We start from the raw sequence: 23,537 nt of genomic DNA, 5'->3' as shown, positions 1-23,537 counted from the left end.
GGTACACACAGGAGACGCGACTCAGCGTGCCCGTACCAGCGCCGGGCGAGGCCGGACCGAGGGCGCTTGCGCCGAAGTGCGCCACCAGCGGCGCGACGCCAGCACGGCTCCGGCGGCGTTGACCAGTACGTCGTCCACGGAGGAGACCCGGTCCAGCCGCAGGACGTACTGCGCGGTTTCGACCAGGACCGAGCAGCCCGCCCCGAGCGCCAGGATCCGCGGCGCGGACGCCAGCGCCGCGAACCACATCGGGGCGAAGAACCCCAGCGACGCGAAGACCAGCAGGTTGCCGACGATCCCGAGCGGCCCCATCGTGACCAGGTCCCGCAGCGGTACCAGGCTCACCCGGCCGGGGACGATGCCGGCCCCGGCGCCCGGCATCATCGTCAACCACAGGAACGGCACCGTCCCGTGGACCATGCCCACCTCGGCCAGCGACAGCCGCCACGCCGATGTGCCGCCGTCGGCACGCCGACGGCGCGCCAGGGCCCACACCACCAGTGCGGCCAACGGCAACGCGACCAGCGTCATGAGCACCACACCGTTGAACGTGTCGAAGCAGCCGTGCCACCGCCCGGCCATGCACATCGGAGCGGACATCATGAGCGGCCGCCGCACGACGTACACCGCGCCCGCCATGCCGAGTACCACCAGGCCGAGGAGCACGATGCTGCGCGTGCGGCGGGTCGCTGCGGACAGGGACGGGTTGTGGTTCATGCGGCCATTGGAGACGGGGGGCCGTTGCGGTGGCGTATGCGATTTTCGGTACGCCCGCGATACACGGGGCCCGGACTCGGCGAGTCGAGTCCGGGCCCCGTGCTCCTCGCAGGTCAGGCGATCGGGCCGCCGAAGGGGCCGCCGATGCCGTAGTACATGCCCAGCTGCTCACGGTAGTCCGCGTTGCCGAGGTGCTTTTCCCGGTGGAACTCCGGGGAGTCCTTGATCTGCTCCTTGGCGCGGTCCACGTGGATCACCCGCTGGTCCGGGTCGACCGTGATCACGGTGCTGGCCGGCAGGAGCACTTCCTTGCCGAAGATCCACACACCGGTGTCCACGACCAGGTAGGCGTCACCGACCTCGTCGGAGTGCTTGTCGACCTTGCCGATGCTGCCGTCGACCGCCTCGACCTTGTAGCCGGTGAGGTCGGTGCCGGCCAGGTGGCCCGACGTCGACTTGTAGCTCCACACATGCTCAGTAACGCGAAACAGCTCCTCCGGTGAACGAAAGGACGGCGAGGAAAGTTCTCGGCCCCTTCTCTTTCCGTTTGTCGTGCGCGGCGGACTTCGCGTTCCGCGCGAACTCCGCCTCCGCAAACGCGTATGCCCCGGCTTTCCCGTTCTGCACGTCCGGCGAAATCTTCGCGGCCTGCGCCTCATGCGGTGGCCGTCACCCCTTTGACCGTTCACCTGGGCTTCCACGAGGTGGAGGTGACGGTCGCCTCCGGCTGAGCCGTACGGCGACCCTCGGATCCGCCGGGGGCGCCCGGTCCCCGTGCCGGTCCGAGTGCCGGTCCGGGTGCCGGGTCCAGCAGAACGCGCGGCAGGCCGTCCGGGTGCTTCTCCGCGAGCCAGGCGACCAGTTGCTCCCGTACGGCGCAGCGCACCGTCCACAGGTCGTCGGGGTCCTTGGCGGTGACGATGACCCGTAGTACGACCGTGGAGGGCGTTGCCTCGGTGACGGCGAGGTCCCAGCCGCGGCCGTCCCACTCCTTGCAGCTGTGCAGGATCTCTTCGGCCTTGTCGCGCATGAGGCCCACGGGCACGCGGTGGTCGCAGTGGAGGAAGACGGTGCCGGTCATCTGGACGCCGCCGCGTGACCAGTTCTCGAAGGGGCGGGTGGTGAAGTACGAGACGGGCATGGTGATGCGTCGTTCGTCCCAGGTGCGTACGGCGAGGAAGGTGAGGGTGATGTCCTCGACCACCCCCCACTCACCCGCGACCACGACGGTGTCGCCGATGCGCACCATGTCGCCGAAGGCGATCTGGAAGCCGGCGAAGAGGTTTCCGAGGGTGGACTGGGCGGCGACGCCGGCCACGATTCCGATGATCCCGGCGGAAGCGAGCACGGACGTGCCGAGCGCGCGGAAGCTCGGGAAGGTGACGAGCATCGCGGCGACCGCGACGACCGCCACGACGACCGTGACCACCCGCATGATCAGGGTCACCTGGGTGCGGACCCGGCGCAGCCGGGCCGGGTCGCGGGTGGCGGTGGCGTAGCGGGCGTACCCCGACTCGACGACGGCGGAGGCCACGGCCACCATCAGCCAGGCCCCCGCGCCGATCAGGGTCAGCGAGAGGATCCGGCCCACGGCGGCCGCGTGGTCCTGCAGCGGTGGCCACGCGATCTGCCGGTGGGCGCCCCTGAGCAGCGCGGCGAGCAGCACGATCTGCAGGGCGCGGCGGCACCGGCGCAGCAGGTTCCACAGGGGCGTTTCGGGGTGGCGCGCGTCGGCTCGGCGCAGCAGCAGGTCGAAGGCCCATCCGGCCGCGAAGGTGAGCAGGATCGAGCCGCCCAGGACGGTCAGCACACGAAGAGCGCTGTTCATATCTCCTCAACGGATGTAGGTGACATGGACGTTCACGCCCCTGCCCCGTGGGAGGGAGCTGACACAGGAGGACGAGGACCGGGCCCTGGGGGGTGGGCAGGCTCACCTGCAGACGTGCTGGCGGACGGCCTTCGTTGCGGACGGGGCCGCAGGCGCTGACCTCAGGGCATCGGAGGAGAGCAGAACGGGATCCGGCGGCACGGCGCACCTCTGCGCGGCGCGGTCGGGAAGAGCGCCGGGCGGGGCGGCGTTCCGGTTGCCGGGCGGGCCGAACGGCAGCATGTCCCGCACCGGGTGACGGCGGCATGTCCTGCACCGGGTACGGACGAGCCCCGGCCGCGTGATGGCGGGGGGATGCCACCACGCGGCTCGGGTCCGCTCGGGAGTCCGCGCCGCTCACCGTCACGCACTCCCGTGACCACGCTTATGGCCGGTCCCCGTCGGCCCAAACGGTCAGAGCCCACTTCTTCTCGCGGCTAGCCGGCGGCCGTGCAGGCACGGGAGTGGAACCGTGGGTCACCGGGCAGGCGCGCCGTCGACGGAGGTCCCTGCGTCCCCGGGGCCACGGGGTGGAGGGGCCACGGTTGCGATCGGAGGAGTTGTTTCGCATGACGGAGAACGTGTGGGCCTACCGCGGCGGCGTCGACTACCTGGCGGCCGACCTCACCGGCTACGGGGTCGAGGCGGCCGACGGAAGCATCGGCAAGGTCGACAAGCACTCCGACGAGGTCAGCGACGCCTATCTGGTCGTCGACACCGGCGTGTGGATCCTCGGCAAGGAAGTCCTGCTGCCGGCCGGGCTGGTGACCCACATCGACCACGCGGCCGAGAAGGTCTACGTGGACCGTACGAAGGAGCAGATCAAGGCCGCTCCGGAATTCCATCGGGACGAGCACCTCGGAAACGCGGACCACCGCGAGGCGCTGGGGGCGCACTACCTCTCCGGCATGCCGTTCGGCGTCCCGCCCGCCTGACCGGATGCCCTGCTCGGTCCCGCCGCCCACGTTTGCGGGGCGCGATCGGGGTCAGACGCGGAGGGCAAGGCATTTCCCGCACCCCCAGGGAGTGATCAGCTGTGTCGAGGGACGAGAAGGGCCGGGCCAAGGTCGAGCAGGTCAAGGGCAAGCTCAAGGAGGCGGCCGGCCGCCTGGTGGGCAATGAGCGGCTGACCGCCGAAGGCCGCGCCGAGCGGGTGAAGGGCGATGCCCGCCAGGCCAAGGAGAAGATCAAGGACATCTTCAAGCGCTGACCTGGCCGCACCACGGATGTGCCTCGGGCCCGAACCCGTCGGGCGTTCGGGCCCGAGGCACATCCGTGCGCCGACGTCGCCGGGACGGGGCCGGGGCCACTCGGCTGGCTGCGCTACGGCATGAGCCCACGCCTGGTACACCTGCACGCGTGGTGCACCTACACGCGCGGTGCACCTGACGACGCGGGGCGGACGGACTGCGGCAGACCTTCGGCCTGTCCCTCGACGCGTGACGGCGCTTCCGGACTCACTCCCCCGGCTCGGCCGCCACGATGCCGAGCAGTCCGGGAAACCGCTGCTCGATGTCGGCCCGGCGCAGGGTGGCCATCCGGCTGTTGCCCCGGTCGACCTGCCGGATGAGCCCGGCCTCGCGGAGCGCACGGAAGTGGTGCGTGACCGTCGCCTTGGACACCGGCAGCCCGAAGGAGCTGCACGTCCGCGCCACGCCGTCGGGTTCGGCCGCCAGCTCACGCACCACTCGGCGGCGCAGTGGATCTGCCAGCGCGGAGAGCACGGGGCCGAGCTCCATCTCGTCGACGTTCGGGTGGCCTTCGCCGTCGGGCATGCGGACACCTCCCTTCAGGTATGAATTGCATCGTACCTATGAGTTCGATAACGTCCGGCAGGTACGAGATTCATTGTACCTATCGGGGGGAGAACCCTGCATGTCCCAGCCATTCGCACTCGTCGGCACCGCACGCCCCAAGCCCGAACGCGCCGAGGAGCTGAAGCAGCTCCTGCTCTCGTTCGTCGACCCGACCCGGCAGGAGTCCGGCTGCCTGGAGTACCACTTCCACGAGGACCGCAATGACCCCGGCGTCTTCGTCTTCTACGAGGCCTGGCGCTCCCAGGCCGATCTCGACGCCCACCTCGCCCTCCCCCACATGCAGGCCTTCTGGGAGCAGCGCATGGACTACCTGGAGTCCGACCTCGACATACGCTTCCTCACGATGCACAGCCCCTACCAGTGGGACGACCGGTCCCGACCGCGGACCCCGGCACCGGCCCCGGCACCCCAGTGACGCCGCGCCGGTCTTGAAGTCCCCCACCCGGCGATCTCGCCGGGGCTGACGCCGGTCGCCCGCAAACAGCCCGGAGTGAGGGCCTGCTGAAGGCAGGTCAGGTCGGCGTCGCCGCTACCGGCCCCGCCGCCCCCCGTGCGGTATACCTCCCCTGGGGCTCTCCCGATCCCCGCGAAGGGAGTGGTTGCCGTGGAGCGCACGACGTGCTGCGTGGTGGGAGGCGGGCCGGCCGGAATGGTGCTGGCGCTGCTGCTGGCCCGGGCCGGTGTGGAGGTGACGGTGCTGGAGAAACACAGCGACTTCCTGCGCGACTTCCGCGGCGACACCGTGCACCCCTCCACCCTTGCGCTCCTCGACGACATCGGCCTCGCCGAACGGTTCGCCCAGCTGCCGCAGCGCCGCGTGACCACGGTGCAGCTGCCCCTGGGGCCGGACCGGTCCCTGGTGACGATCGGGAACATCGGGGCGCTGCACGGAAAATACAACTACATCGCGATGGTGCCCCAGTGGGACCTGCTCGACCTCCTCGCCGACGAAGCGGCCCGGGAACCCTCCTTCCGCCTGCGCATGGACACCGAGGCGACGTCGTTCCTCATCGAGCGCGGACGCGTCACGGGCGTGCGCTACCGCACTGCGGACGGCAGCACCGGCGAACTCAGGGCGACCCTGACCGTGGCCTGCGACGGCCGTGGCTCACTGGCCAGGGACCTGCCCGAACTCGGGCTGGAGGACTTCCCGTGCCCCATGGACGCCTGGTGGTTCCGCCTCCCGCGCCACGAGGACGACCCCGGCGGACTCGTGGGCGGCTTCGGCGACCGGTTCTTCACCGCGCTCATCGACCGCGGCGACTACTGGCAGTGCGCCGCCCTCATCCCCAAGGGAACCGACGCCGAGCGCCGCGCCGAGGGCTTGGAGCGCTTCATGGCCCGCTTCACGGCCGCGGTGCCGTGGCTGGCCGACCGGAGCCACGCCGTCACCTCCTGGGACGAGGTGAAACTGCTCGACGTACGGCTCGACCGCCTGCGCCGCTGGCACCGCCCCGGGCTGCTGTGCATCGGCGACGCCGCCCACGCGATGTCACCCGTCGGCGGCATCGGCATCAACCTCGCCGTACAGGACGCGGTGGCCGCGGCCCGCTACCTCGTCCGGCCGCTGCGCGAGGGCACCGTGGGACTGCGCGACGTGCGCCGCGTCCAGCACCGGCGCTGGCCCACCACCGTGGCGACCCAAGGCCTCCAGAGCCTGGCCCACACCCAGGTCATCGGTCCGCTGCTGGCCGGCCGCACCGCGTTCGGCGATCCCCGACGGGCCAAGCGGATGGCCGAGCTCGTCACCGAGTCCCGGTGGCTGAACCGGATCCCGGCCTACTTCATCGCGTACGGAGCCGTGCGCGAGCGCCCCCCGAAGGAATCGCTGCGCTGATCGACCACCCGGACAGAGGCGGGGACTTCCCGAGGTTCCCGGGCAAACCCCATCCGGCCGACGCCTGGCAGGTCAGGCCATGGAGGCATGGCGAACGAGTGGTTTTCCCTCACCCCAGCACAGCGCCGCCAGATCGTAGGCAAAGGAGACGGCCTGGTCGCCGGTCGCGCCGGCGAGGCAACGTGCCAGCGCGCCTCGGCTCCGGCCGTCAAGGGCCCCTGCTTCGGTCGTCCACACCAGTTCGCCCCCGGCGCCGTGCCTTTCAGGGAGTGAGAAGTGGGACAGCTCGGAGTGGAAATCGATCCTGGCTGCTTCGGCCCACGTCTGCCACTTGCGGGTACGGCCCGACCCATCCGTGGCCTCGAAGCGGTGAAAGATGCGCAGATACGCCTCGAATCCGCTCGGCACCAGCTCGGACACGACGTGCCCGGGGCCGGTATCGGGCCGGCCGAGCCGCTCCTGGAGCCAGGCCAATTCCGTGCCGTCGTACGTCCACTCTCACGCCTGCGCCATGGTGTCCATTCTCCCGGACCGCCCGGACCCGCTTCCCGGGCCAGGGTGGAGCGCAGCTCAGCGAACCAGAATCTGATATCGGCATCAGCAGTTCCTGCCAAGCCCTGCCCTGCCCTGTCCTGCCCCGGCGCCACCACACAGCACCGTACGGATCCCGGGAGCCGGTGCGGGGACGAACCTCCGCGGGGAGCCCGCACGAAAGCCGTTCTGAGCTTCCCCCGAGATGCGGGGATGGGTGACAGAGGGTCAGATGGGTCTCATGAGAGGAGCCCAGACGATGCCTGCGCCGAGGAAGTATCCCAAGACCACGGAGTTATGGCTTGTCCGGCGCTGTCAACAGGGGCGGGGACAGGGGCTTGTGGAGGTTGGGGTGGTCCACTCGGGGTCGAGGGTGTAGAGGCCCCGGCCGGTGCGGCGGAGGATTCCTTCGCGGACCCAGCGTCCCAGTTCTGCGCGTAGTCCTTGGGGATCCTCCAGTCCGATACCGCGGGCGATTTCACATGCGCGCCAGGTGCGGTGGGGATCGGTTCGCAGGAGTTGCAGTGTGCGGTCGCGGCGTCCGTCGGGGCCTGGGCCAGCGGAGGGGTTCACGGTGACACTGATGCTGGTGATCCTGGATGCGCCCAGGACTTGTGCCTGGTGGGGCGGGGCGGCGTAGCGGGAGATCGGGCATTTGACGCGGCGTGGGTTGACGCGGGCCCGGCGGGGTGGGAGCAGATCGTGCAGCAGGGCCGGTGTGATTCGTCCCGGTCCGGTGTCGGGCAGTACGTCGGCTGCGGCGATGAGCTGGTCTTTTGCGGTCTCCAGGGCGACGGTGAAGGAGGCGCGGTCCGGGTCGGTGCCGGGGAGGGTCTCGACGGCCTCGGCCATCGCGCGGCGCAGTGCCTGGTAGACGGTCAGGTGAGCCCAGAGTTCTTGTTGGATCCCGGTCGCGTCCTGGGATCGCAGCACCAGGCCGTGCTGCAGGGTGTGCCGAAGCGAGTAGAACGCGGACTCGATCTCCCATCGCTCGTGGTAGAGCTCCACCAGCTCTGCGGCGGGGTAGCGACGGTGATCGGTCAGCGTGGTGGCCAGTCGGTAGTGGCCTTCCAGCCTCAGCCCTTTGGCGGTCGTCACCGCGATGTGCGCATCGATGATCCTCAGCCGGGTCCCGTTGATCCTGGTCAGGAATGACCCGTCCGGCAGTAGTGCCCAGCGTGCGGGTGTCCGGGTTCCCTTGAGGCGTACCAGCAGCTGGGCGCCGGTGGCCGCGGCCTTCGCGAGGAAGTCGTCGGAGTCGAAGCCCCGGTCGTTGAGCAGCAGCATCCTGTTGTCCAGCAGTGGTAGCAGCTGCTCGGCGTAGCCGGTCTCCTTCTCGGGCGTCGGTCCGAAGACCGCACCGAGCAGGGCCCGGGTTCCGGTCTCGCACAGCACCATGATCTTCAGCATCGGATATCCGTCCGTGCCGTAACGATGCTTGTGTTTGCCCAGCCAGGCGCAGACTCGCGGCCGGTCAGGGGCCTTGGTGGAGCTGCAGCCGTCGAAGGCGACTGTGCGCCAGCACCTGTATCGCACCCCTGGTGTGATCGGCTGTGCCACGGGACCGGCCAGTGTCTCGAAGAGCAGCCGCAGCGGCGCGGCGCCCAGCCGCCGGCGCACCTCTCGCAGCGCCTTCTCCGACGGACGCGGTGGAAGGAGCCCGCGCAGGCCGCAGGTGAGTTTGTCCCACACCCGCATGTAGCCCAGCTGCGGGAAGAGAACCAGTGCCAGCACGAAGTAGACACCCACCCTCGACGGCAGCAGCCTCAGCCTCCGCTGGGTTCCGCCAGTACGTTCCAGCACGTCATCGACCAGTTCAAAGGGCAGGTGCCGGGTCAGCTCGCCCAGATGCCCCGGAGCGAAGACCCCGTCGGCGACGGTGATGGACGACGTGAGCGTGACGGTGGAACACTGAACGGGCAACGGGGCTCCTTCAGGCGGGAAGACCTTGGTCGGCTTCCTCGCTCTACCAGGAGTCCCGTTGCCCTGACCGGCACTTCTCCCAAATACCTCGCCCCTGTTGACAGCGGCCGACAAGCCATAACTCCGTGGTCTTGGAAGTATCCGCTGGAGTTGCGTGAGCGTGCGGTACGGATGTACCGGACCGCCGAGCCGAAGCCCGTGATCCGCCGCATGGCCGAGGAACTCGGCGTGCACCACGAGGCTCTGCGCAACTGGATCCGGCAGGCAGAGGCCGACGCCGGCGAACGCGACGACGTGCTCACCACTGGCGAGCGGGAGGAGCTTGCCGCCCTGCGGAAGGAGAATGCACAGCTCAAGCGTGCGAATGAGGTCCTGCGGACGGCCTCGGCTTTTTTCGCGGCCCAGCTCGACCCGACCCGGCCCAGGTGACGGCGCTCGTTGACGAGCACCCGTATCTGGGGGTCGAGCCCGTACTCCGGGAACTGAACATCCCCTCCTCCACCTACTACCGGTGGCGCCAGGCCGAGACCGAACCGTGCGAACGGCGCCGCCGGGATGCCGAGCTGACCAGCAGGATCCGGCAGGTCCACGAGGAGTCCGGCGGGATCTACGGCTCACCCCGCGTGCACGCCGTCCTCAAGCGTGAGGGCGTCCACGTCGGCAGGAAGCGCGTCGAGCGGCTCATGCGCCAGGCCGGCCTGGCCGGGATCAGTCCCCGCCGGGGCAAGGGTTTCACTCGCCGTGACCCGGACGCCGATCTGGCCCCTGACCTGGTGCAACGCGACTTCACCGCGGCCGGGCCGAACCGGCTGTGGGTTACCGACCTGACCATGATCCCCACCGGGGAGGGGCCGTTGTGGCTGTCCGCGATCCGCGACGCGTTCTCCCGCCGGGTGGTGGCCTGGGAGACCTCCGCCCGCGCCGACGCCGATCTGGTCCTGACCTCGCTGGAATACGCCCTGGCCAGCCGCGAGGTCGCCCCCGGAGAGCTTATTCACCACGCCGACCACGGCTGTCAATACACGTCCGTGAAGCTCACAACACGCCTGGTCAGGGCCGGGATCCAGGCTTCCATGGGCTCGGTCGGCGACTCGTACGACAACGCCCTCGCGGAGAACCTGTGGATGGTCATCAAGACCGAGTGCATCCGCGGCCGCGTCTTCGCCACCAGGGCCGAGGCGAACCTCGCGCTCTTCGAGTACATCGACGGCTTCTACAACCCCCGCCGCATCCAGAAACGGCTCGGCTACCTCAGCCCCATCGAGTACGAGGAGAAGCACTACGCCAACCAGGCAGCGACCGAACAAGTGAACCTGAAACCACGTCAACCCACCCTGACCAGCTAGTCAGCCCCTCCCGCAGTGCGGGGGAACCTCATTCCATCGCCAGCCTCCGGCGGGGCTGAACCCCACGATGGCATTGAGCCGACCACGACGATGCGACGGCGCAACCCCCAGGGACGCAGCCACCGCAGCCACCGCAGGCATGGCCCGCGGTGGTTCAACGGAGCATCATCGCCCGGTCACCTGGCCCACCGGATCACCCGGGCTGTTCGTCCGCCCCTGCCCACTACCGGAATCCCCGCCCTGCCGCCTCCCCTGATCGCTACCGGGATCCTGACCGGGCGGCTGCCCTCTGCCCTGGCCCGACTCCTTCCCCGGGCCGTTGCCGGAACCGGTGCCGGACTCCTGACCCGGCACCTTCCCGGAATCCTGACCCGAGTGCTCGCCCGACCCGTTCCCCGGCGTGTTGCCGGGGTCCTTGCCGGCACCCTTCTCCGGGGCCTTGCCCGGATCCTGGCCGGACTCCTTGCCCGGCACCTTCTCGGGGGTCTTGTCCGGGTCGTGTCCCGGCACCTTCCCCGAGCCCTGGCCCGGCTCCTTGCCTGAGTCCTGGCTCTGCTCCTTGCCGGACTCCTGACCCGGGCTCTGGCCCGGCTCCTTCCCCGAGTCCTCGCCCGGGCTCTTGTCCGGCGCCTTGTCCGGCGCCTTGCCCCTGTCCTTGCCGGGCTCCTGACCCGGCGCCTTCCCCGGTTCCCGGCCGGACTCGTCACCCGGCAGTTTGTCCGTGTCCTTGCCGGGCTGCTTGTCCGGCACCTTTCCCGAGCCCTTGTCCGGGTCCTTGTCCGGGTCCTGAACCGGCTCCTTGCCCGTGTCCTGGCCGGGCGGGTTGCCCGGGTCCTGGCCCGAGTCCTGACCGGACTCCTCAACTGGCGTCTTACCCGAGTCCTTGCCTGGGCCCTTGTCCGACTCCTGACCCGGCACCTTGCCTGGTTCCTTCCCCGGGTCCTCGCCAGGTTCCCGGCCGGAGACCTGGCCTGGCGCGTTCCCTGAGTCCTTGCCCGGCACCTTCCCCGGTGCCTTGTCCGGGTCCTGGCCTCGCTCCTTGACGGCACCCTGACCGGGGGCGTTGCCCGGCTCTTGACCCGGGACTTCCCCCGCGTCCTTACCCGGGTTCTGGCCAGGGTCCTTGCCCGGGTTCTGGCCTGGTTCCTTCCCCGGGTCCTGTCCGGACTCCTGAGCCGGCACCTTGCCGGGCTCCTGGCCCGGGACCTTCCCCGCATCCTTACCGGGGTTCTGGCCCGGGTCCTGGCCCGGGGCGGTTCCCGGGTTCTGGCCCGGGGCGTTGCCGGGGGCGGTTCCCGGGAGCTTGTCCGTGTCCGTGCCCTTGGCCGGGGGCGTCTGCACCGACCCCGGGTGGGCCGCCGGCAGGACCGGGTAGGCCGAGCCGGGTGTCTGGCCCCGCGGGGGCGGGACCTCACGGTCGTGCTTGCCCTCCGCCGTTCCGCTCGGGCGCTCGTACCATCCCTTGCGGCCCTGGTCGAAGACCGTGACGGTCTTCACCGGCTTCGCGGCGGGCTTGACCGCAACGAGGCCGGAGGACCGGAACGAAGACCACTTCTCGCCGCTGTACGTCTGCCTGCCCTTGACCGCGACCGGCGGGCTCAAGGGGTTGCCGCAGGCGCAGCGCACCCTGGGCACGCCGCGGCCGTCGACCAGAACGGGCGTGCCGGCCTGCAGGACCGCCTGATAGCTGGTGGGCGCGTTGTTCCGGTACCCGTGGTTCGTGACCCGGGTGTCCCAACCCAGTCGGACGGGCGTCAGCGACCGCAGGTAGGAGGGAATCTCGGGCTGGCGGATACCCAGCGAAACGGCAAACGCGCTGCCCTTGTCCGGGTGCTGCGTGAGGAACCGGATCTGCTTCTCCACGTCACAGCTCACGACGTTCCGCGTGCCTCCGTACAGCCCCGGATACCCGCCATCGACCTCGAGCGTGCGCGCAGCGCTCGTGGCCCTCGTGCCGTCCTTCGCCTTCCCACCGGCGGCCATGGGCGTGACCTGGGCGACGCTCTCGGCCGGTGTGGCCGTCGAAGGAGTGAACGGATCCGGCCCGGCCTCCGGAGCGACCTGGAGGAAGACCTCACCGCCCGCCGCGGTGTTCCCGCCCAGCACGGTGAAGCTGAGGACCACCGCCGACAACACGGCCATCGCCGTACTCACGCTCAGCACGGCCCTGCGCGATCGCCACCTACGAACCCGCCCACCGCCGCCCGCCGGCGAAGGCGACGACCCGGCGGAAGACGCGGGCAGGGGGTACGACGGCGAAGGCCCTGATGGCGGCGGAGGCGGCGGAGGCGGTGCGTGCTCGCCCCGGCCCGACAAAGGACCGGGCGGAGGGCCAGTGGGACGCTCGGAGGAAGGAGGCAGGGAACTCACGAGACTCGCCCCCCGACACAGGGCAGCGGGTAAACCGTGGTGACTCGCATGCGCTCACTCCTTCCGAACCGTCAACCCTCCATATCCCGGAGGTGAAACCTGGATTACCGCTGCCGCGTGCGAAGGGAAGAACGGGAAACGCCCCGAAACGGGAACCTCTCCCCAGCAGCGACACCGACAAGGACCCCGCACTAGGCGTACGTCCATCTCCTGAGTAAGCCCCCTCGCCCCGGCCACGTCATGCCGCGACCTTTCGGGGCTTGACAAAGCGCAGTGCGGCGGTCGGCCCGGCGCGGTCGAAGTCGGAAGGCGTCGAAGGCTCCCTCGCCCTGTCGCCGGAAACCCGGTTCCGGCCGGCCATCGAGAAGGCGGTCGTGCGCTCGGGCATCACCTGGACGGACCTCCGGCCGTCGGTGAGGACTACACCGGGACGGTCATCGAGGCGGTGGGCCCGCCGCTGAGCACGCGTTCACGGAAACGCGGAAGCGCGGCATCGCCGCCGCTCCCGGTCGCGAGTCACGGGCACTTCCCGGCACTTGCAGTCGACGCTTACCCGGCGAAGCCCGCGGGGACCTTCCCGCACGGCGCGAAAACGCTGACGGCGAGCGTCCCCGTGGGCTCGTACCAGTCGACGTCGACCATGTCGCCGGTGTCCGGGTTCTCGAAACGGAATCCCATGTCGGAGATGTTCTCGCTGATGAGCTTCCAGCCCTGTTGTGACAGTCGGCTGCGGACGCGTTCCTCACCGGTGCGGGCGGTGGTCTGCGGAACGCCGGTGGTGCTCGTGTCGAGACCGAAGCTGTACACGTCCCGGCGGGACCTGTCGATGTGGGCGAAGCCCCGCAGTCCGCGGTAGTAGCAGGCACCCGTTTCCACTCGATAGGGCCCGTCGGCAGCCGGCCCGGTCAGAGCCAGGTCCTGGTGCACGCGCTCGGCCTCCTCGCGGAGTCGCGTGCCGACCACGTTCGGGTCGACCTCCGGGTACGGTGCGCCGTTCCACAAGCGGTACCCGCCCCAGGACAGGGCCGTGAGGAGTGCGACGCCGCCGAGTACCAGCGCCGTACGGACGAGGCGGCGCGCACGCGAGCGGGGCGGGACCGTACTGGTTGCGGGCTGAACGGAGCTCATGGTCTGAAGATAGGCGCGGGGCGTCTGCTGGACATCGGGGCGGCTACTCAGATCCGCGTGAGTAGCCTCCCCGACGATCGGCCGTTCCCGGCGGGACCTTGCGGCGGGGCCGAGCGCAAGGGCCGGGGTCCCGCCGCACGGGCCTGCTCAGCGGAAGAGCATGGACGCGTCCCCGGCCGGGGTCGCGACCGATCCCGGACACAGGAAGCTGCCCGAGGTCTTGGCGGCGGTGAAGGCCCGGTTGATGTACTTCCGGCTCGCCCCGTCGCGGTCCCACACGATGTTCGTCGCCTTGTAGCGGCAGGAGATGAAGCTCTGCCTGCCGGTGATGTCGATCAGATCGGTCCGCGCCGTTGCGGCGGCGTCGTCGAAGGTGAAGGCGGGGTTGTTGTTGAGGCTGGCGACGATGCCGCCGCCGCAGGCCAGATTGCCTCCCGGCGTGTTGATCGTGGTGCGGTCGACGGTGAGCGCGGCCGGGGCAGCGGCGCTCGTGCTCGCGTTGGTCCAGCTGCAGCTGTTGCCGGCGACCACGATCACGCCGTCGACCTTCTGGTCGGCGGCCACGGCTCCGGTGCCGTGCGCGAGGGCGGTTCCGGTACTGGTGAAGGCTGCCGCGACGACCAGCGTCGCGATCCCGGCGGTGCGTGCGATGCGGGTGCTGTGCCTGATGGGCGTGGTGTGCCTCATGATTCGCTCCTCCATGCCACGTACTGGTGGGGGTGGGTGAGGCGCTGGGCCTCTCAGAGGGTGCGGAGTGCGTGCCCGGAGAGTCCCACAGCCACCTTGAACTGTCAGGAGCATGTCATCGCCGCGCTGAGAATTGGCTGAAACTACCCGTCGGTACGCGATCTGGCGCTCGGTCCGGCGCGGCCCGGCCCCGTCCGGGCCGGGCCGGGCCTGTCAGCGGGCCGCGGAGGTCTTGCGCAGCACGCCTATCTTGTCGATGCGGTGCTCGGGGTTGCCCTGGGCGTCGCTCCAGAAGTTGCCCTCGGCGTGGTCCTCCGGCGTGGCGCAGGTCGAGATCGTGATCATGGCCTGGGTGGGGGCCGCTCCGGGCGCCCCGGGCACGGCCGCGCGCTGTTCGCCGAGCGAGCGCTCCGACCGGAAGGACGTCTTGCGGGTCGCGACGATCTCGTAGGTGTACTCCACCCCACCGACGGTCACGAGGACCGTGTCGCCCTTGTCCACGGAGGGCAGGTCCCGCAGCGGGCCGCCCGCCGAAAGGCGGTGCGCGGTGATCAGGAAGTTGCCCACCTGACCGGGGCCGACCCCGCCGAGCTTCCCGTACGGGCTGGCCGCGTGGCCGAGATCCTGGATGCGGGTGCCCGGTACGTCGTCGGTGGTGCCCTCGTACGGCACCACGCGCAGCCCGGAGATGCCCACGGAAGGTACGGACAGGACCGAGGCCTCGGTCCGGACGCCGGCGTACGAGGCTGCCGCGGACGCCGGCGCGGAGGCTGCGGGCGCTGCGGGCGCTGCGGGGGACGGTTCGGCGGCCGGCGTGTACGTCACGGAGGCGGCGGGCGGGGCGGCCGGGGCCGAGGCGGATACCACGGCGGTCGTCTGCGGGCGAGCCGCGGCACCGGCGGCAGCCGAGGGAGCGCACGCGGCCAGCAGCGCGGCCACGGCTCCGGCGAGTACGGCGGGCACGGCACGGGACGGGAAGGGCAGGGACATGGGCGTCTTCCGTGTCGGTCGGGCGTCCGGGCCATGCGGCAGGTGTGTGACCCGGTTCAGCGGCCAGGGTGACATACGGAGCAAGAGGTCCATAAGGGTCCGGGTCTGTGACCTCCCTCCCCCCGGCCGGACCCGGGGAGCGCGTCAGCTCGAACGTCGCCTCGGTCGCTGGACACGGCGGCTCGCCGCGTTGCGGACGCGACGGGTGCGTCCGTGCTCGGCGAGCAGGGCGGGGGCAACGGGCGAAGCGACGACCTGGGCGACCGACGCCGTGCGCTGGAACCAGTCGGATGCCCCTGTGAGCTCCTCGGCCGTCCACGGCTCGTCGAGGGCGATCGTTCGCAGGAGGGTCCACTCGCGCAAGCGGCGGGACAGGAAGGGCCGGTCCCCGATGACCTCGGCCATCGTCCGGGCCCAGGAGGGGAATCCGGAGTCGGTCAGCAGGTGAGCCGCCCGGCGCTCCAGGTGGCGGTTCACCGCGGACTCCGCCATCGCCACGCAGTCGTCGCGGAGGATCTCGGCCACCAGGTCGGCCTCGTCCGACTCCACGACGCTCTCCGGGATGCCTTCCAGGACCTGCAGGTAGTGGGCGTAACGCCCGTGCTCGGGGGGGGGTCTTCGTCGATCTCGGGTGCAGTCATGCGGACATTCCATCGTTTCGCGCGATCAGCCGGTACCCCCGCAGCCGACATCCGGGTTCCCTGCCGCGGGCCCGCGCGAGAGTCCGGGCCTCCGCGCTCCCGTCGACGAATATTGCCTACCGTGCCGTCGGCCGAGGTAGGAGACTCGCTTCATGGTGGACATGCGCATGTTCCGGGACGAGGTCAGCGGCTGGGCGGGGGGCGGCTCCGGCGGTCCGGCGAGTGATCTGGCCGTACGACTGGGGGTGCGGACCGCGGTACTGCTGGAAGGGCCGAGTGACCTTGCGGCCATGGAGACCCTGGCCGAGCGGCGTGGCCGCGACCTCGCCGCCGAAGGGGTGTGCGTCGTGCAGATGGGCGGGGCGATGAGCGTCGCCCGATACGCCGGCCTCCTCGGGCCACCGGGCCTCGGCCTGCGCCTGGCAGGACTGTGCGACGCGGGCGAGCAGGGGTTCTTCGACCGCGGCCTGACAAGGGCACGGGCGCCGCGCCGGGACATCTTCGTGTGCGTGGCGGACCTGGAGGACGAGCTCATCCGCGCACTGGGCACGCCGAGGGTCGAGGAGGTCGTCGAGACCGAGGGCGACCTCCGCGCCTGGCAGACCTTCGTGCGCCAGCCCGCACAGCACGGCCGGTCCCGGCAGCAGCAGTTGCGGCGCTTCCTCGGGACGAAGAAGGGCCGCAAGATCCGTTACGGACGCCTCCTCGTCGAGGCCCTGGACCTCGACGAGGTGCCGGCTCCCCTCGATGACCTCCTCGCGAGCCTGTGACCGGCCACCGGGCGTACGGCACGCTCGGCCGGTTCGGCTGTTCGGCTGTTCGGCTGTTCGGCTGTTCGGCTGTTCGGCTGTTCGGCTGTTCGGCTGTTCGGCTGTTCGGGAAGGCCCGTAGCGGGTGCACGCACGGCTCGGCCGGGTTCCGGGAGGCAGGTGGAGGAGCGTGGCCGAGCCCGTGCGCGCCCGCTGCCTCACTCTTGCCGCAGGCTCGTGACCAGCTCCCGCGGCAGGCCATGGGTGTCGTGGAGGTAGTGGAAGTCCTCCCCGTTCAGCGGACCTTGGAACCGGGGCCGGGCGAGCACGTTCCGGCCGCGCTCCAGGAGCCGGCGGAACCGGCGTTCCTCCTCCAGCACCATCCGGAGCACGTCTCCGGGGCGCATGTCCAGCCGGAAGTGGTCCAGGGTGTGCCGGACCACTTCGTCCGGCAGGTCGCCGACGCTGCGCGAGGAGTCGTCCCGCCACAGCACGGTGAGCACCCGTCGCAGGAGGCGTCGCAGTACGTAGCCCCGTCCGGTGTTGGCCGGGCGCACGCCGTCACCGAGTACGACGATGGCCGAGCGCAGGTGGTCGCAGACCAGCCGCAGCGACGACTGGTCCAGGGGCCAGAGGTTCGGCACGAGGCGGCGCCAGGGGTCGAAGACGTCGCACTCGAACACGGACGACTTGCCCTGGAGCAGTGAGGCCAGCCGCTCCAGGCCCAGTCCGGTGTCGACGTTGCGCTGGGGAAGGGGCACGAGGGAACCGTCGTCGAGCCGGCGGTGGCTCATCGTGACGTGGTTCCACACCTCCACCCAGCGGTCGTCGCGGGTGGGCGTCGACTCGGGAGGGCAGTCACCTCTCCACAGGAAGATCTCCGAGTCGGGACCGCATGGTCCGACGGGTCCGTTGGACCACCAGTTGTCCTCCACGGAGAGCTCGACGGGGACGCCGCGGTCCTGCCACAGCTGGAGTGAGGCGGTATCCGGCCCGGTCTGGCCGTCGCCGGCGAAAACGGTGGCGTGCAGCAGCCCGGGATCGACGCCCAGGCCCTCGGTGAGCAGCCCGTATCCCCAGTCGAGGCTGAGCGGACCCTCGTAGTCGCCCAGCGACCAGGTACCGAGCATCTCGAAGACCGTCAGGTGAGTGGCGTCGCCGACCTCCTCGAGGTCCGTGGTGCGCAGACAGCGCTGCACGTTGACCAGCCGCTTGCCGAGCGGATGGGGGCGGCCCTCCAGGTAGGGGGTGAGCGGGTGCATGCCGGAGGTGGTGAAGAGCACGGGGTCGCCGGGTGGCGGGAGCAGCGTCGAGCCGATGATGCGACGGTGGTCGCGCCCTTCGAAGTACTCGACGAAGGTCTTGACGAGGTGTTCCGTGTGCATGGGGTGCGTCCTTCGCGTCACAGCGGGGAAGGCACCCCAGAACGGACCGTTCGATCGTCCGGCCGGGGCGGGGAGGCCACGGCACTACCGACGGACCGTTGTCCGGTCGCCGGGGAGATGGGGAAGGTCAGGCGGCGGCAACCGGCGAGCTGGTCGCTCGCGTGGTCGCGGTGATGGTGAGGCCGGTGACGTTCATGCGGCCGACCATAACTCGACGGTGACCAGCGGCGCACCCGAATTCGCCGCCAGAACGGCGACGCGGAGTGGGGCGGGGCGGCTCGGTCGGATCCGAGTGGCCCGCGCGGACCCTACGCCGGGTCCTTCGGGCCGGTGGCCGGCCGCCCGCCCTCGTCTTCGCCGCGGTCGACGAGGATGACCGCCACGTCGTCCGCAAGGCGGCTCTGCGTGTGGCGGAGCAAGGCCTGGTGCAGGCCTTCCAAGGTGGCCGCCGGCTCCCGGTCCCGGGGGCGAGCGCAAGGGCGCTCTCATGAGTACAGCCTGCCTTGCCCGGACGCATGGCCGCCACTCCGGTCCACCGGTCCACCGGTCGCCCATTGGCCGAACGGGGACGGAGGCGGAAGCGGCGGGCGCTCCCGCGCCGCCCGCCGCCCCGCCGTCCGTCGTCCGCTGCGTACGGAACGGCCGGCCGCCACCTCCACGCACGGTCACGGGTCGTCCACCGAGGGCTCCCGCCCCGCGGCCGTGCTCAGGCGGTTCGCCGGACCACGTTGTGCATCATGCGCCGCAGCACGTTGAGCGTCGTGACGTAGTCGGCGTCCTCGATGCCCTCGCGGATCCGGGCGCGCCGGGCGGGCGCAAATAAACAACAGCAAACCGGCGCTCACGAGTCGAACGCGGGGGAGCCGTGGAGCCGGGGACCCGTCCGGGGCCGCAAGCGATTTCCGACGACCCGACCCCCGCACCGGCCGGTTCCAGCCAACCTGCCCTCCCCCGGGGTCCGGGAGCCCGGCGGCACCCGGACACGATCAGCGGCCACACCAAGGGGACCGCCGCCGCGAGGTCGGCCAGATCCCGCTGCTCCGGCCGCCGGCCTGGGCTGTACTCACTCCCCCAGTTGCAGCGACCCCGCGACAGCCCCTCCGCACACCGTGGACCCGGGCTTCCTCGCCATGCGCGGGTTCAGCCGAACTGGCCTCCACAGCAACCCGGTTGAAGGAGAAGCAGCATGTCCGACCAGCAGGCCGAGAAAGTGAAGTCCGCCGTCCCGCCCGCTCCACCCGCCCCTCCGGAGTTCACGTACACCTGGGGCCAGCACAACGAGACCATGGAGGCGCTGTCGCTCGGCCAGATGGCCCGGCGCGTCCCGTCCGCCCTCCAGCAGACCGCGCGGCTCGCCCTCGCCGTCAACCGCGCCGCCTTCCACGTACTGGTCACCGCCCAGATCCTCGGCGGGATCTGCACGGCGGCGGCGCTCGCCGCGATCTCCCAGGCCATGGTGCCGCTCCTTGCCGGAGACGGCGTCCAGGAACGCGTCTCGGCCGCCGCCTGGCCCCTGGTCGCCGCCGCCGCGATGACCGCCCTCGGCGCCCTGGCCTCCATCGCCTCCGGCAGCGCCGCCCGCCGTCTCAACCCCGGCATGGCCACCCTCGCCGACCTCGCGATGGTCGACGCCCACATGGACGTGGAACTCGCCGCCTACGACGCCCCCGACTTCACCGAGCGCTCGGAGGCCGCCGAGACGGGCTCCGCCCGCTCCGCCATGCTCCTCCAGGACGCCCTCGGCTTCACCGGCGGGATGATCGACATGATCGCGGTCGCGTCCGTCCTCGCCGTGGTCCACCCCGTACTCCTGCCGTTGCTCCTGCTGTCGGTGGTCCCCCGCGGCCTCGGCTCCGTGTACGCCGCCCGCCTCGACTACCGCCTCCACAACCAGACGATCGCCTCCCGCAACATCAAGCACATGATGCGCTGGCACCTGACCACCCCCAAGCTCGCCGACGAGCTGCGCGGCAACAGCATGCGCCCCTACGCCCACCACTGGTACGCGGCCGTCTGTGAGCGCATCGACTCCAAGATGGTCAGCTCCGCGCCCCGCTACCTCGTCGTCTACCTGATCGCCGCCACCGCCTCCGGGGTCTTCGTCGTGGCGACGTACGGGGCGCTCGCCGGGCTCGTCCTCGGCGGGTACATGGCCCTCGCAGCCGCCGGCACGGCCATCGTCGCCATGCGCACCTCCACCGCCGCGCTGTCCCAGCTCGTCGTCTACGGGGCGGCCATGTTCCAGCACGCGCTCTACCTCGGCGACTACACCGCCTTCGTCAAGGAGGCCGCCGAGAAGTCCGGCCCGCGCGGCCCTCAGGTGATGGAGGGCGCCCCGGAGAAGATCCGGCTGGAGGAGGCCTGCTACACCTACCCGGGCAAGGACACCCCCGCCCTCGGCCCGGTCTCGCTGACCCTGGCCCGGGGTGAGGTCGTCGCCGTCATCGGCGAGAACAGCGCCGGCAAGTCCACCCTCATCCGCCTCCTGACCTCACTGACCGCCCCTACGTCCGGCACCGTCTCCTGGGACGGCGTCCCCACCTCCGACGCGGACCAGCGCTCGGCCTGGGCGCACGTCGGCCTGGTCACCCAGTCGTACGGGTACTGGCCGTTCTCCGCGCGGGAGAACATCACCCTCGGCCAGCCCGGCCCCCGCGGCGAGGAGGCGGTGTGGGAAGCACTGGACGCCGTCGGCATGCGGACGACCGTGGAGGAGTTCCCCGACGGCCTGGACACACTGCTGGCCCGCTCGGTCTGGGGCGGACACGAGCCCTCCGGCGGCCAGTGGCAGCGACTGGCGTGCGGCCGCGCCTTCCACCGCAAGCCCGGCCTGCTGGTCATGGACGAACCCACGAGCGCCATGGATCCCCGCGGGGAGCACATGGTCTTCTCCGGCCTGCGGGACATGAAGGAGGACCGGATCACGGTGATCGTCACTCACCGGATGGAGAACTGCCGCCTCGCCGACCGCATCGTCGTCCTCGACGGCGGCCGGATCGTGGAACAAGGCCCCTTCGACCAGCTCGTGGCCCTGAACGGCGGCCGGTTCCGCGAACTGTACGAGCTCTCCCAGGACCGCTGACGGCCTGAGGCGTTGCGGAGCCCACCGGCGGCGGTGTGCTCCGCGGCGCCGTGCGGCCCGATCACTCCTGCGCCCAGGCGCTCGCGAGACAGTACTGCGGCAGTGCGATGTCCCCGGCCTTGGCGAACTGCGCGGCGAACAGGTTCCGCATCGGCCAGCGGGTCATCGACCGCATGGAGAGGTCGCGCAGCCGGATCCCGAGCCGGCCCGACGGCGCGTACCCGGCGGCCCCTCCGGGCGGCAGCTGCTGCGCCTGGCTCACGTACGGGCGCATCACCGCGTCGTAGCGGCGGAAGGCCACACCGTGGTCGCCGCCGGCGGCGGCGAGTTCACCGGCCAGGACGTAGGCGCCGACCAGGGCGAGGCTGGTCCCGAGGCCGGTCAGCGGGGTCGCGCAGTATCCGGCGTCGCCGAGCAGGGCCACGCGGCCGCGCGACCAGTTGTCGAGGCGGACCTGGCCCATGGAGTCGAAAAAGAAGTCCGGGGCGGTGCGCATCGCCCGCAGCAGCCGCGGGGTCTCCCAGCCGAGGTGGGCGAAGCGCCGGGCCACGAGCTCCTGTTGGGCGGCGACGTCGCGGCGGTCGTAGGAGAGCGGTGGCGAGCGGAAGCTGAAGCCGGCCTTGATCTCGCCGGGGAGGCGGCCGGGCCGGGCGGAGACGACCAGGCCGCCGGGCGCGTTGTGCATCACGAACCAGCCGTCGAGGTCCGGGCCGTCGAAGGCGGTGAACCAGGTCGTGTAGAGGTCGATCGGGTGCACGAAATCCCGCTCCGGCCCGAAGGCCAGCCCGCGCACCACGGAGTGCGGCCCGTCCGCGCCGACGACGAGCGCGAACCGGCGCGGCGCGGCCTTCTCGAAGGTGACGGTGACCGCGTCCGCGTCCTGGTCGATCCCGGTGACGGTGTCGTCGAAGAGGTACTCCGTGTCCGGCAGGGTCGCCTCGTACAGCAGACGGGCGAGGTCGCCGCGGAGTATCTCGATCTCGGAGACGATCCCCTCGCCGCCGAAGCTGTCGGCGGACAGTCGGGCGGTGGTCCGGCCGGCGGTGTCGACGAGGGCGAGGCCGCGCTGGTCCACGCTCTCCGCCCTGGCCCGGTCCATCAGGCCCATCCGTTCGATCACGGTGCGGCCGGCGCCGCGCAGATCCACGGTCTGCCCGCCCGGCCGGGGTGCCGGCGCACGCTCCACGATCGTGATGGCGAAGCCTCCCCTGCGTAGCCAGTACGCCAGTGCGGGTCCTGCGATGCCTGCACCGCAGATGAGTATCTCGTTGTTCGGCATGATGCGAATATACGCCGTACGCAGAGTGGTGCGCAAGCATGAAATACCCTGTGAACATGAGGTGTTGCCTCCTACCGCACTAGTGCGGAGAGCCGGGGAAGACGCTGGTCGGCGGGATTCGCCCGGCTCGGAGGCTAGGATGGCGCCCATCCAGGTGCACTAGTGCGGAGGAGTGTTGGTGGGCGGACAGGCGGTACCGCGCTACAGCCGGATCGTGGCCGAACTGCGGCGGCGGATCGAGACGGGCGAACTGGCACCGGGCGATCGCGTGCCCTCCACCCGCGAGATCACCAGGCAGTGGGGCGTCGCCATGGCGACCGCGACCAAGGTGCTCTCCGAACTGCGCCGCGAGGGCATGGTCCGCGCCGTCCCGGGCGTCGGGACGGTCGTGGCCGCCCCGAGCCGCCCGGTGCGGGCCGCCCGTTCCACTGCCGCCGCACGCCCCGGCGGGCCGTCCGACGCGCCCTCGGTCCAGGCGGCGCTCGCGCTCGGACGGATCGTCGGCGCAGCCGTCAAGGTCGCCGACACGGAGGGGCTGGCCGCGGTCTCGATGCGCCGGGTGGCGGCCGAGCTCGAGGTGGCGACCATGTCCCTGTACCGGCACGTGGCCGACAAGGACGACCTGCTGACGCGGATGATGGACGGCGTCATGGCGGAGCACCCGCTGCCCGCAGACCCCCCGGAGGGCTGGCGGGAGGCGGTCGAGCTGGCGGCCCGGCAGCTCTGGGACCTGTTCCGCCGCCACGCGTGGCTCGCACCGGCCCTGTCGGTGACCCGCCCTCAGATGATCGTCTCGGCGCTGCCGTACAGCGAGTGGATCCTCGCCACCCTGCACGCGCACGGCCTCGACCTGCGGTCCGCCTTCACCGCGCACCTCATGCTCTTCAACTACGCCCGTGGCATCGCCGTCAACCTGGAGACGGAGCGGGAGGCCGAGGCGCACAGCGGCCTCGACAGCGAGGAGTGGATGGACGCCCAGGAGCCCGCCCTCCTGGCGGTTCTGGGCACGGGCCGGTTCCCCGCGCTCTCCCGCCTGGCCGCGGCCGGCTACGACTTCGACCTCGACGCCCTCTTCGAATTCGGCCTCCAGCGCCTCCTCGACGGCCTCGCCCCACTCCTCGACGAGAGCTGCGCCGGCTGAACGGAGAGCCCCAAAGGCCCCCTGACCACCGACGAGGCGCCGCCCGA

General features: G+C 71.0%; 22 protein-coding genes and 1 pseudogene. 9 read left to right on the top strand and 14 right to left on the bottom strand.

Translation table 11 applies throughout. The features are described 5' to 3' along the window. Positions 1 to 21 precede the first annotated feature (21 nt). The 3 genes from OG332_RS45415 to OG332_RS45405 all read right to left on the bottom strand — a co-directional run bounded on the left by OG332_RS45415 (position 22) and on the right by OG332_RS45405 (position 2,545). Entirely contained in the window at positions 22 to 717 is a 696-nt protein-coding gene (locus OG332_RS45415; protein WP_327418939.1) for a VanZ family protein, read from the bottom strand. A gap of 113 nt (positions 718 to 830) precedes the next feature. Further along, a complete protein-coding gene (locus OG332_RS45410; protein ID WP_327418938.1) occupies positions 831 to 1,187 on the bottom strand; it encodes a PRC-barrel domain-containing protein in 357 nt (118 codons plus the stop codon). Positions 1,188 to 1,402: 215 nt separating this feature from the next. Further along, the gene (locus tag OG332_RS45405) at positions 1,403 to 2,545 is read right to left on the bottom strand and encodes a mechanosensitive ion channel family protein (RefSeq protein ID WP_327418937.1); all 1,143 of its coding nucleotides are present in this window, start codon (positions 2,543 to 2,545) and stop codon (positions 1,403 to 1,405) included. Positions 2,546 to 3,153: 608 nt separating this feature from the next. Between OG332_RS45405 and OG332_RS45400 the strand changes: the two genes are divergently transcribed. Continuing rightward, on the top strand, positions 3,154 to 3,519 hold the full coding sequence (locus tag OG332_RS45400) for a PRC-barrel domain containing protein (protein WP_327418936.1): 366 nt from the start codon (positions 3,154 to 3,156) through the stop codon (positions 3,517 to 3,519). A 101-nt stretch (positions 3,520 to 3,620) separates the two neighbouring features. After that, entirely contained in the window at positions 3,621 to 3,794 is a 174-nt protein-coding gene (locus tag OG332_RS45395; protein ID WP_327418935.1) for a CsbD family protein, read from the top strand. Between the two features lie 247 nt (positions 3,795 to 4,041). On the opposite strand, the gene OG332_RS45390 is transcribed toward OG332_RS45395, so the two are convergent. Beyond that, positions 4,042 to 4,359 (bottom strand): ArsR/SmtB family transcription factor, encoded by a 318-nt coding sequence (locus OG332_RS45390; protein ID WP_327418934.1) that lies wholly within the window; start codon positions 4,357 to 4,359, stop codon positions 4,042 to 4,044. 100 nt (positions 4,360 to 4,459) lie between these two features. On the opposite strand from OG332_RS45390, the gene OG332_RS45385 reads away from it, so the two are divergent. After that, on the top strand, positions 4,460 to 4,816 hold the full coding sequence (locus OG332_RS45385) for a putative quinol monooxygenase (RefSeq protein WP_327418933.1): 357 nt from the start codon (positions 4,460 to 4,462) through the stop codon (positions 4,814 to 4,816). 189 nt (positions 4,817 to 5,005) lie between these two features. Beyond that, positions 5,006 to 6,238, top strand: a complete 1,233-nt coding sequence (locus tag OG332_RS45380) for an FAD-dependent oxidoreductase (protein WP_327418932.1) — start codon at positions 5,006 to 5,008, stop codon at positions 6,236 to 6,238. Positions 6,239 to 6,310: 72 nt separating this feature from the next. Here the strand turns inward: OG332_RS45380 and OG332_RS45375 are convergent, their stop codons facing one another. Continuing rightward, a complete protein-coding gene (locus OG332_RS45375) occupies positions 6,311 to 6,712 on the bottom strand; it encodes a hypothetical protein (protein WP_327418931.1) in 402 nt (133 codons plus the stop codon). Positions 6,713 to 7,064: 352 nt separating this feature from the next. Beyond that, positions 7,065 to 8,692 (bottom strand): annotated as a pseudogene (locus tag OG332_RS45370) (IS4 family transposase). Here OG332_RS45370 and OG332_RS45365 point away from each other — a divergent pair. Next, positions 8,618 to 9,121: a transposase gene (locus OG332_RS45365; protein ID WP_327411595.1), complete on the top strand. Its 504-nt coding sequence runs from the start codon at positions 8,618 to 8,620 to the stop codon at positions 9,119 to 9,121. The pseudogene OG332_RS45370 and the gene OG332_RS45365 sit on opposite strands and share 75 nt — an antisense overlap. Then, the gene (locus OG332_RS45360; RefSeq protein WP_327411594.1) at positions 9,118 to 10,038 is read left to right on the top strand and encodes an IS3 family transposase; all 921 of its coding nucleotides are present in this window, start codon (positions 9,118 to 9,120) and stop codon (positions 10,036 to 10,038) included. Before OG332_RS45365 ends, OG332_RS45360 begins: the two co-directional genes overlap by 4 nt. A 165-nt stretch (positions 10,039 to 10,203) precedes the next feature. On the opposite strand, the gene OG332_RS45355 is transcribed toward OG332_RS45360, so the two are convergent. From OG332_RS45355 to OG332_RS45335, 5 genes are all read right to left on the bottom strand, one after another. After that, on the bottom strand, positions 10,204 to 12,192 hold the full coding sequence (locus tag OG332_RS45355; protein WP_327418930.1) for a DUF6777 domain-containing protein: 1,989 nt from the start codon (positions 12,190 to 12,192) through the stop codon (positions 10,204 to 10,206). 765 nt (positions 12,193 to 12,957) lie between these two features. Beyond that, entirely contained in the window at positions 12,958 to 13,536 is a 579-nt protein-coding gene (locus tag OG332_RS45350; protein ID WP_327418929.1) for a hypothetical protein, read from the bottom strand. A 147-nt stretch (positions 13,537 to 13,683) separates the two neighbouring features. Continuing rightward, positions 13,684 to 14,223, bottom strand: a complete 540-nt coding sequence (locus OG332_RS45345; RefSeq protein ID WP_327418928.1) for a hypothetical protein — start codon at positions 14,221 to 14,223, stop codon at positions 13,684 to 13,686. A 213-nt stretch (positions 14,224 to 14,436) separates the two neighbouring features. Then, a complete protein-coding gene (locus OG332_RS45340) occupies positions 14,437 to 15,213 on the bottom strand; it encodes a sortase domain-containing protein (RefSeq protein WP_327418927.1) in 777 nt (258 codons plus the stop codon). Positions 15,214 to 15,357: 144 nt separating this feature from the next. Beyond that, the gene (locus OG332_RS45335) at positions 15,358 to 15,762 is read right to left on the bottom strand and encodes a hypothetical protein (RefSeq protein WP_327418926.1); all 405 of its coding nucleotides are present in this window, start codon (positions 15,760 to 15,762) and stop codon (positions 15,358 to 15,360) included. A 244-nt stretch (positions 15,763 to 16,006) separates the two neighbouring features. On the opposite strand from OG332_RS45335, the gene OG332_RS45330 reads away from it, so the two are divergent. Then, positions 16,007 to 16,624 carry a TOPRIM nucleotidyl transferase/hydrolase domain-containing protein gene (locus OG332_RS45330; RefSeq protein ID WP_327418925.1) on the top strand — a complete coding sequence of 206 codons (618 nt, stop codon included), beginning with the start codon at positions 16,007 to 16,009 and terminating at the stop codon, positions 16,622 to 16,624. Positions 16,625 to 16,821: 197 nt separating this feature from the next. Here the strand turns inward: OG332_RS45330 and OG332_RS45325 are convergent, their stop codons facing one another. Together OG332_RS45325 and OG332_RS45320 are read right to left on the bottom strand one after the other, a co-directional pair. Beyond that, complete coding sequence (locus OG332_RS45325; protein WP_327418924.1) at positions 16,822 to 17,988, bottom strand: alanine--tRNA ligase-related protein; 1,167 nt, start codon at positions 17,986 to 17,988, stop codon at positions 16,822 to 16,824. A gap of 308 nt (positions 17,989 to 18,296) precedes the next feature. Next, entirely contained in the window at positions 18,297 to 18,428 is a 132-nt protein-coding gene (locus OG332_RS45320; protein ID WP_327418923.1) for a hypothetical protein, read from the bottom strand. A gap of 746 nt (positions 18,429 to 19,174) precedes the next feature. Between OG332_RS45320 and OG332_RS45315 the strand changes: the two genes are divergently transcribed. Continuing rightward, the gene (locus OG332_RS45315) at positions 19,175 to 21,070 is read left to right on the top strand and encodes an ABC transporter ATP-binding protein (RefSeq protein WP_327418922.1); all 1,896 of its coding nucleotides are present in this window, start codon (positions 19,175 to 19,177) and stop codon (positions 21,068 to 21,070) included. Between the two features lie 61 nt (positions 21,071 to 21,131). Here OG332_RS45315 and OG332_RS45310 read toward each other — a convergent pair whose 3' ends face one another. Further along, the gene (locus OG332_RS45310; protein ID WP_327418921.1) at positions 21,132 to 22,349 is read right to left on the bottom strand and encodes an FAD-dependent monooxygenase; all 1,218 of its coding nucleotides are present in this window, start codon (positions 22,347 to 22,349) and stop codon (positions 21,132 to 21,134) included. 178 nt (positions 22,350 to 22,527) lie between these two features. Between OG332_RS45310 and OG332_RS45305 the strand changes: the two genes are divergently transcribed. Further along, complete coding sequence (locus tag OG332_RS45305) at positions 22,528 to 23,490, top strand: TetR/AcrR family transcriptional regulator C-terminal domain-containing protein (RefSeq protein ID WP_327418920.1); 963 nt, start codon at positions 22,528 to 22,530, stop codon at positions 23,488 to 23,490. Positions 23,491 to 23,537: the final 47 nt, after the last annotated feature.

This window comes from Streptomyces sp. NBC_01233 (assembly GCF_035989305.1).
In the GTDB taxonomy this organism is placed as follows: Bacteria; Actinomycetota; Actinomycetes; order Streptomycetales; family Streptomycetaceae; genus Streptomyces.
Note: the sequence above shows the minus strand (reverse complement) of the source record. Positions and strands in the feature narration are given on the sequence as shown.

Excerpts from the sequence above, each read along its gene's own strand:
- OG332_RS45415 (WP_327418939.1), bottom strand. The coding sequence starts at position 717 with ATGAACCACAACCCGTCCCTGTCCGCAGCGACCCGCCGCACGCGCAGC.
- OG332_RS45405 (WP_327418937.1), bottom strand. The coding sequence starts at position 2,545 with ATGAACAGCGCTCTTCGTGTGCTGACCGTCCTGGGCGGCTCGATCCTG.
- OG332_RS45400 (WP_327418936.1), top strand. The coding sequence starts at position 3,154 with ATGACGGAGAACGTGTGGGCCTACCGCGGCGGCGTCGACTACCTGGCG.
- OG332_RS45390 (WP_327418934.1), bottom strand. The coding sequence starts at position 4,359 with ATGCCCGACGGCGAAGGCCACCCGAACGTCGACGAGATGGAGCTCGGC.
- OG332_RS45385 (WP_327418933.1), top strand. The coding sequence starts at position 4,460 with ATGTCCCAGCCATTCGCACTCGTCGGCACCGCACGCCCCAAGCCCGAA.
- OG332_RS45365 (WP_327411595.1), top strand. The coding sequence starts at position 8,618 with ATGCCCCGGAGCGAAGACCCCGTCGGCGACGGTGATGGACGACGTGAG.
- OG332_RS45350 (WP_327418929.1), bottom strand. The coding sequence starts at position 13,536 with ATGAGCTCCGTTCAGCCCGCAACCAGTACGGTCCCGCCCCGCTCGCGT.
- OG332_RS45345 (WP_327418928.1), bottom strand. The coding sequence starts at position 14,223 with ATGAGGCACACCACGCCCATCAGGCACAGCACCCGCATCGCACGCACC.
- OG332_RS45340 (WP_327418927.1), bottom strand. The coding sequence starts at position 15,213 with ATGTCCCTGCCCTTCCCGTCCCGTGCCGTGCCCGCCGTACTCGCCGGA.
- OG332_RS45330 (WP_327418925.1), top strand. The coding sequence starts at position 16,007 with ATGGTGGACATGCGCATGTTCCGGGACGAGGTCAGCGGCTGGGCGGGG.
- OG332_RS45325 (WP_327418924.1), bottom strand. The coding sequence starts at position 17,988 with ATGCACACGGAACACCTCGTCAAGACCTTCGTCGAGTACTTCGAAGGG.
- OG332_RS45315 (WP_327418922.1), top strand. The coding sequence starts at position 19,175 with ATGTCCGACCAGCAGGCCGAGAAAGTGAAGTCCGCCGTCCCGCCCGCT.
- OG332_RS45310 (WP_327418921.1), bottom strand. The coding sequence starts at position 22,349 with ATGCCGAACAACGAGATACTCATCTGCGGTGCAGGCATCGCAGGACCC.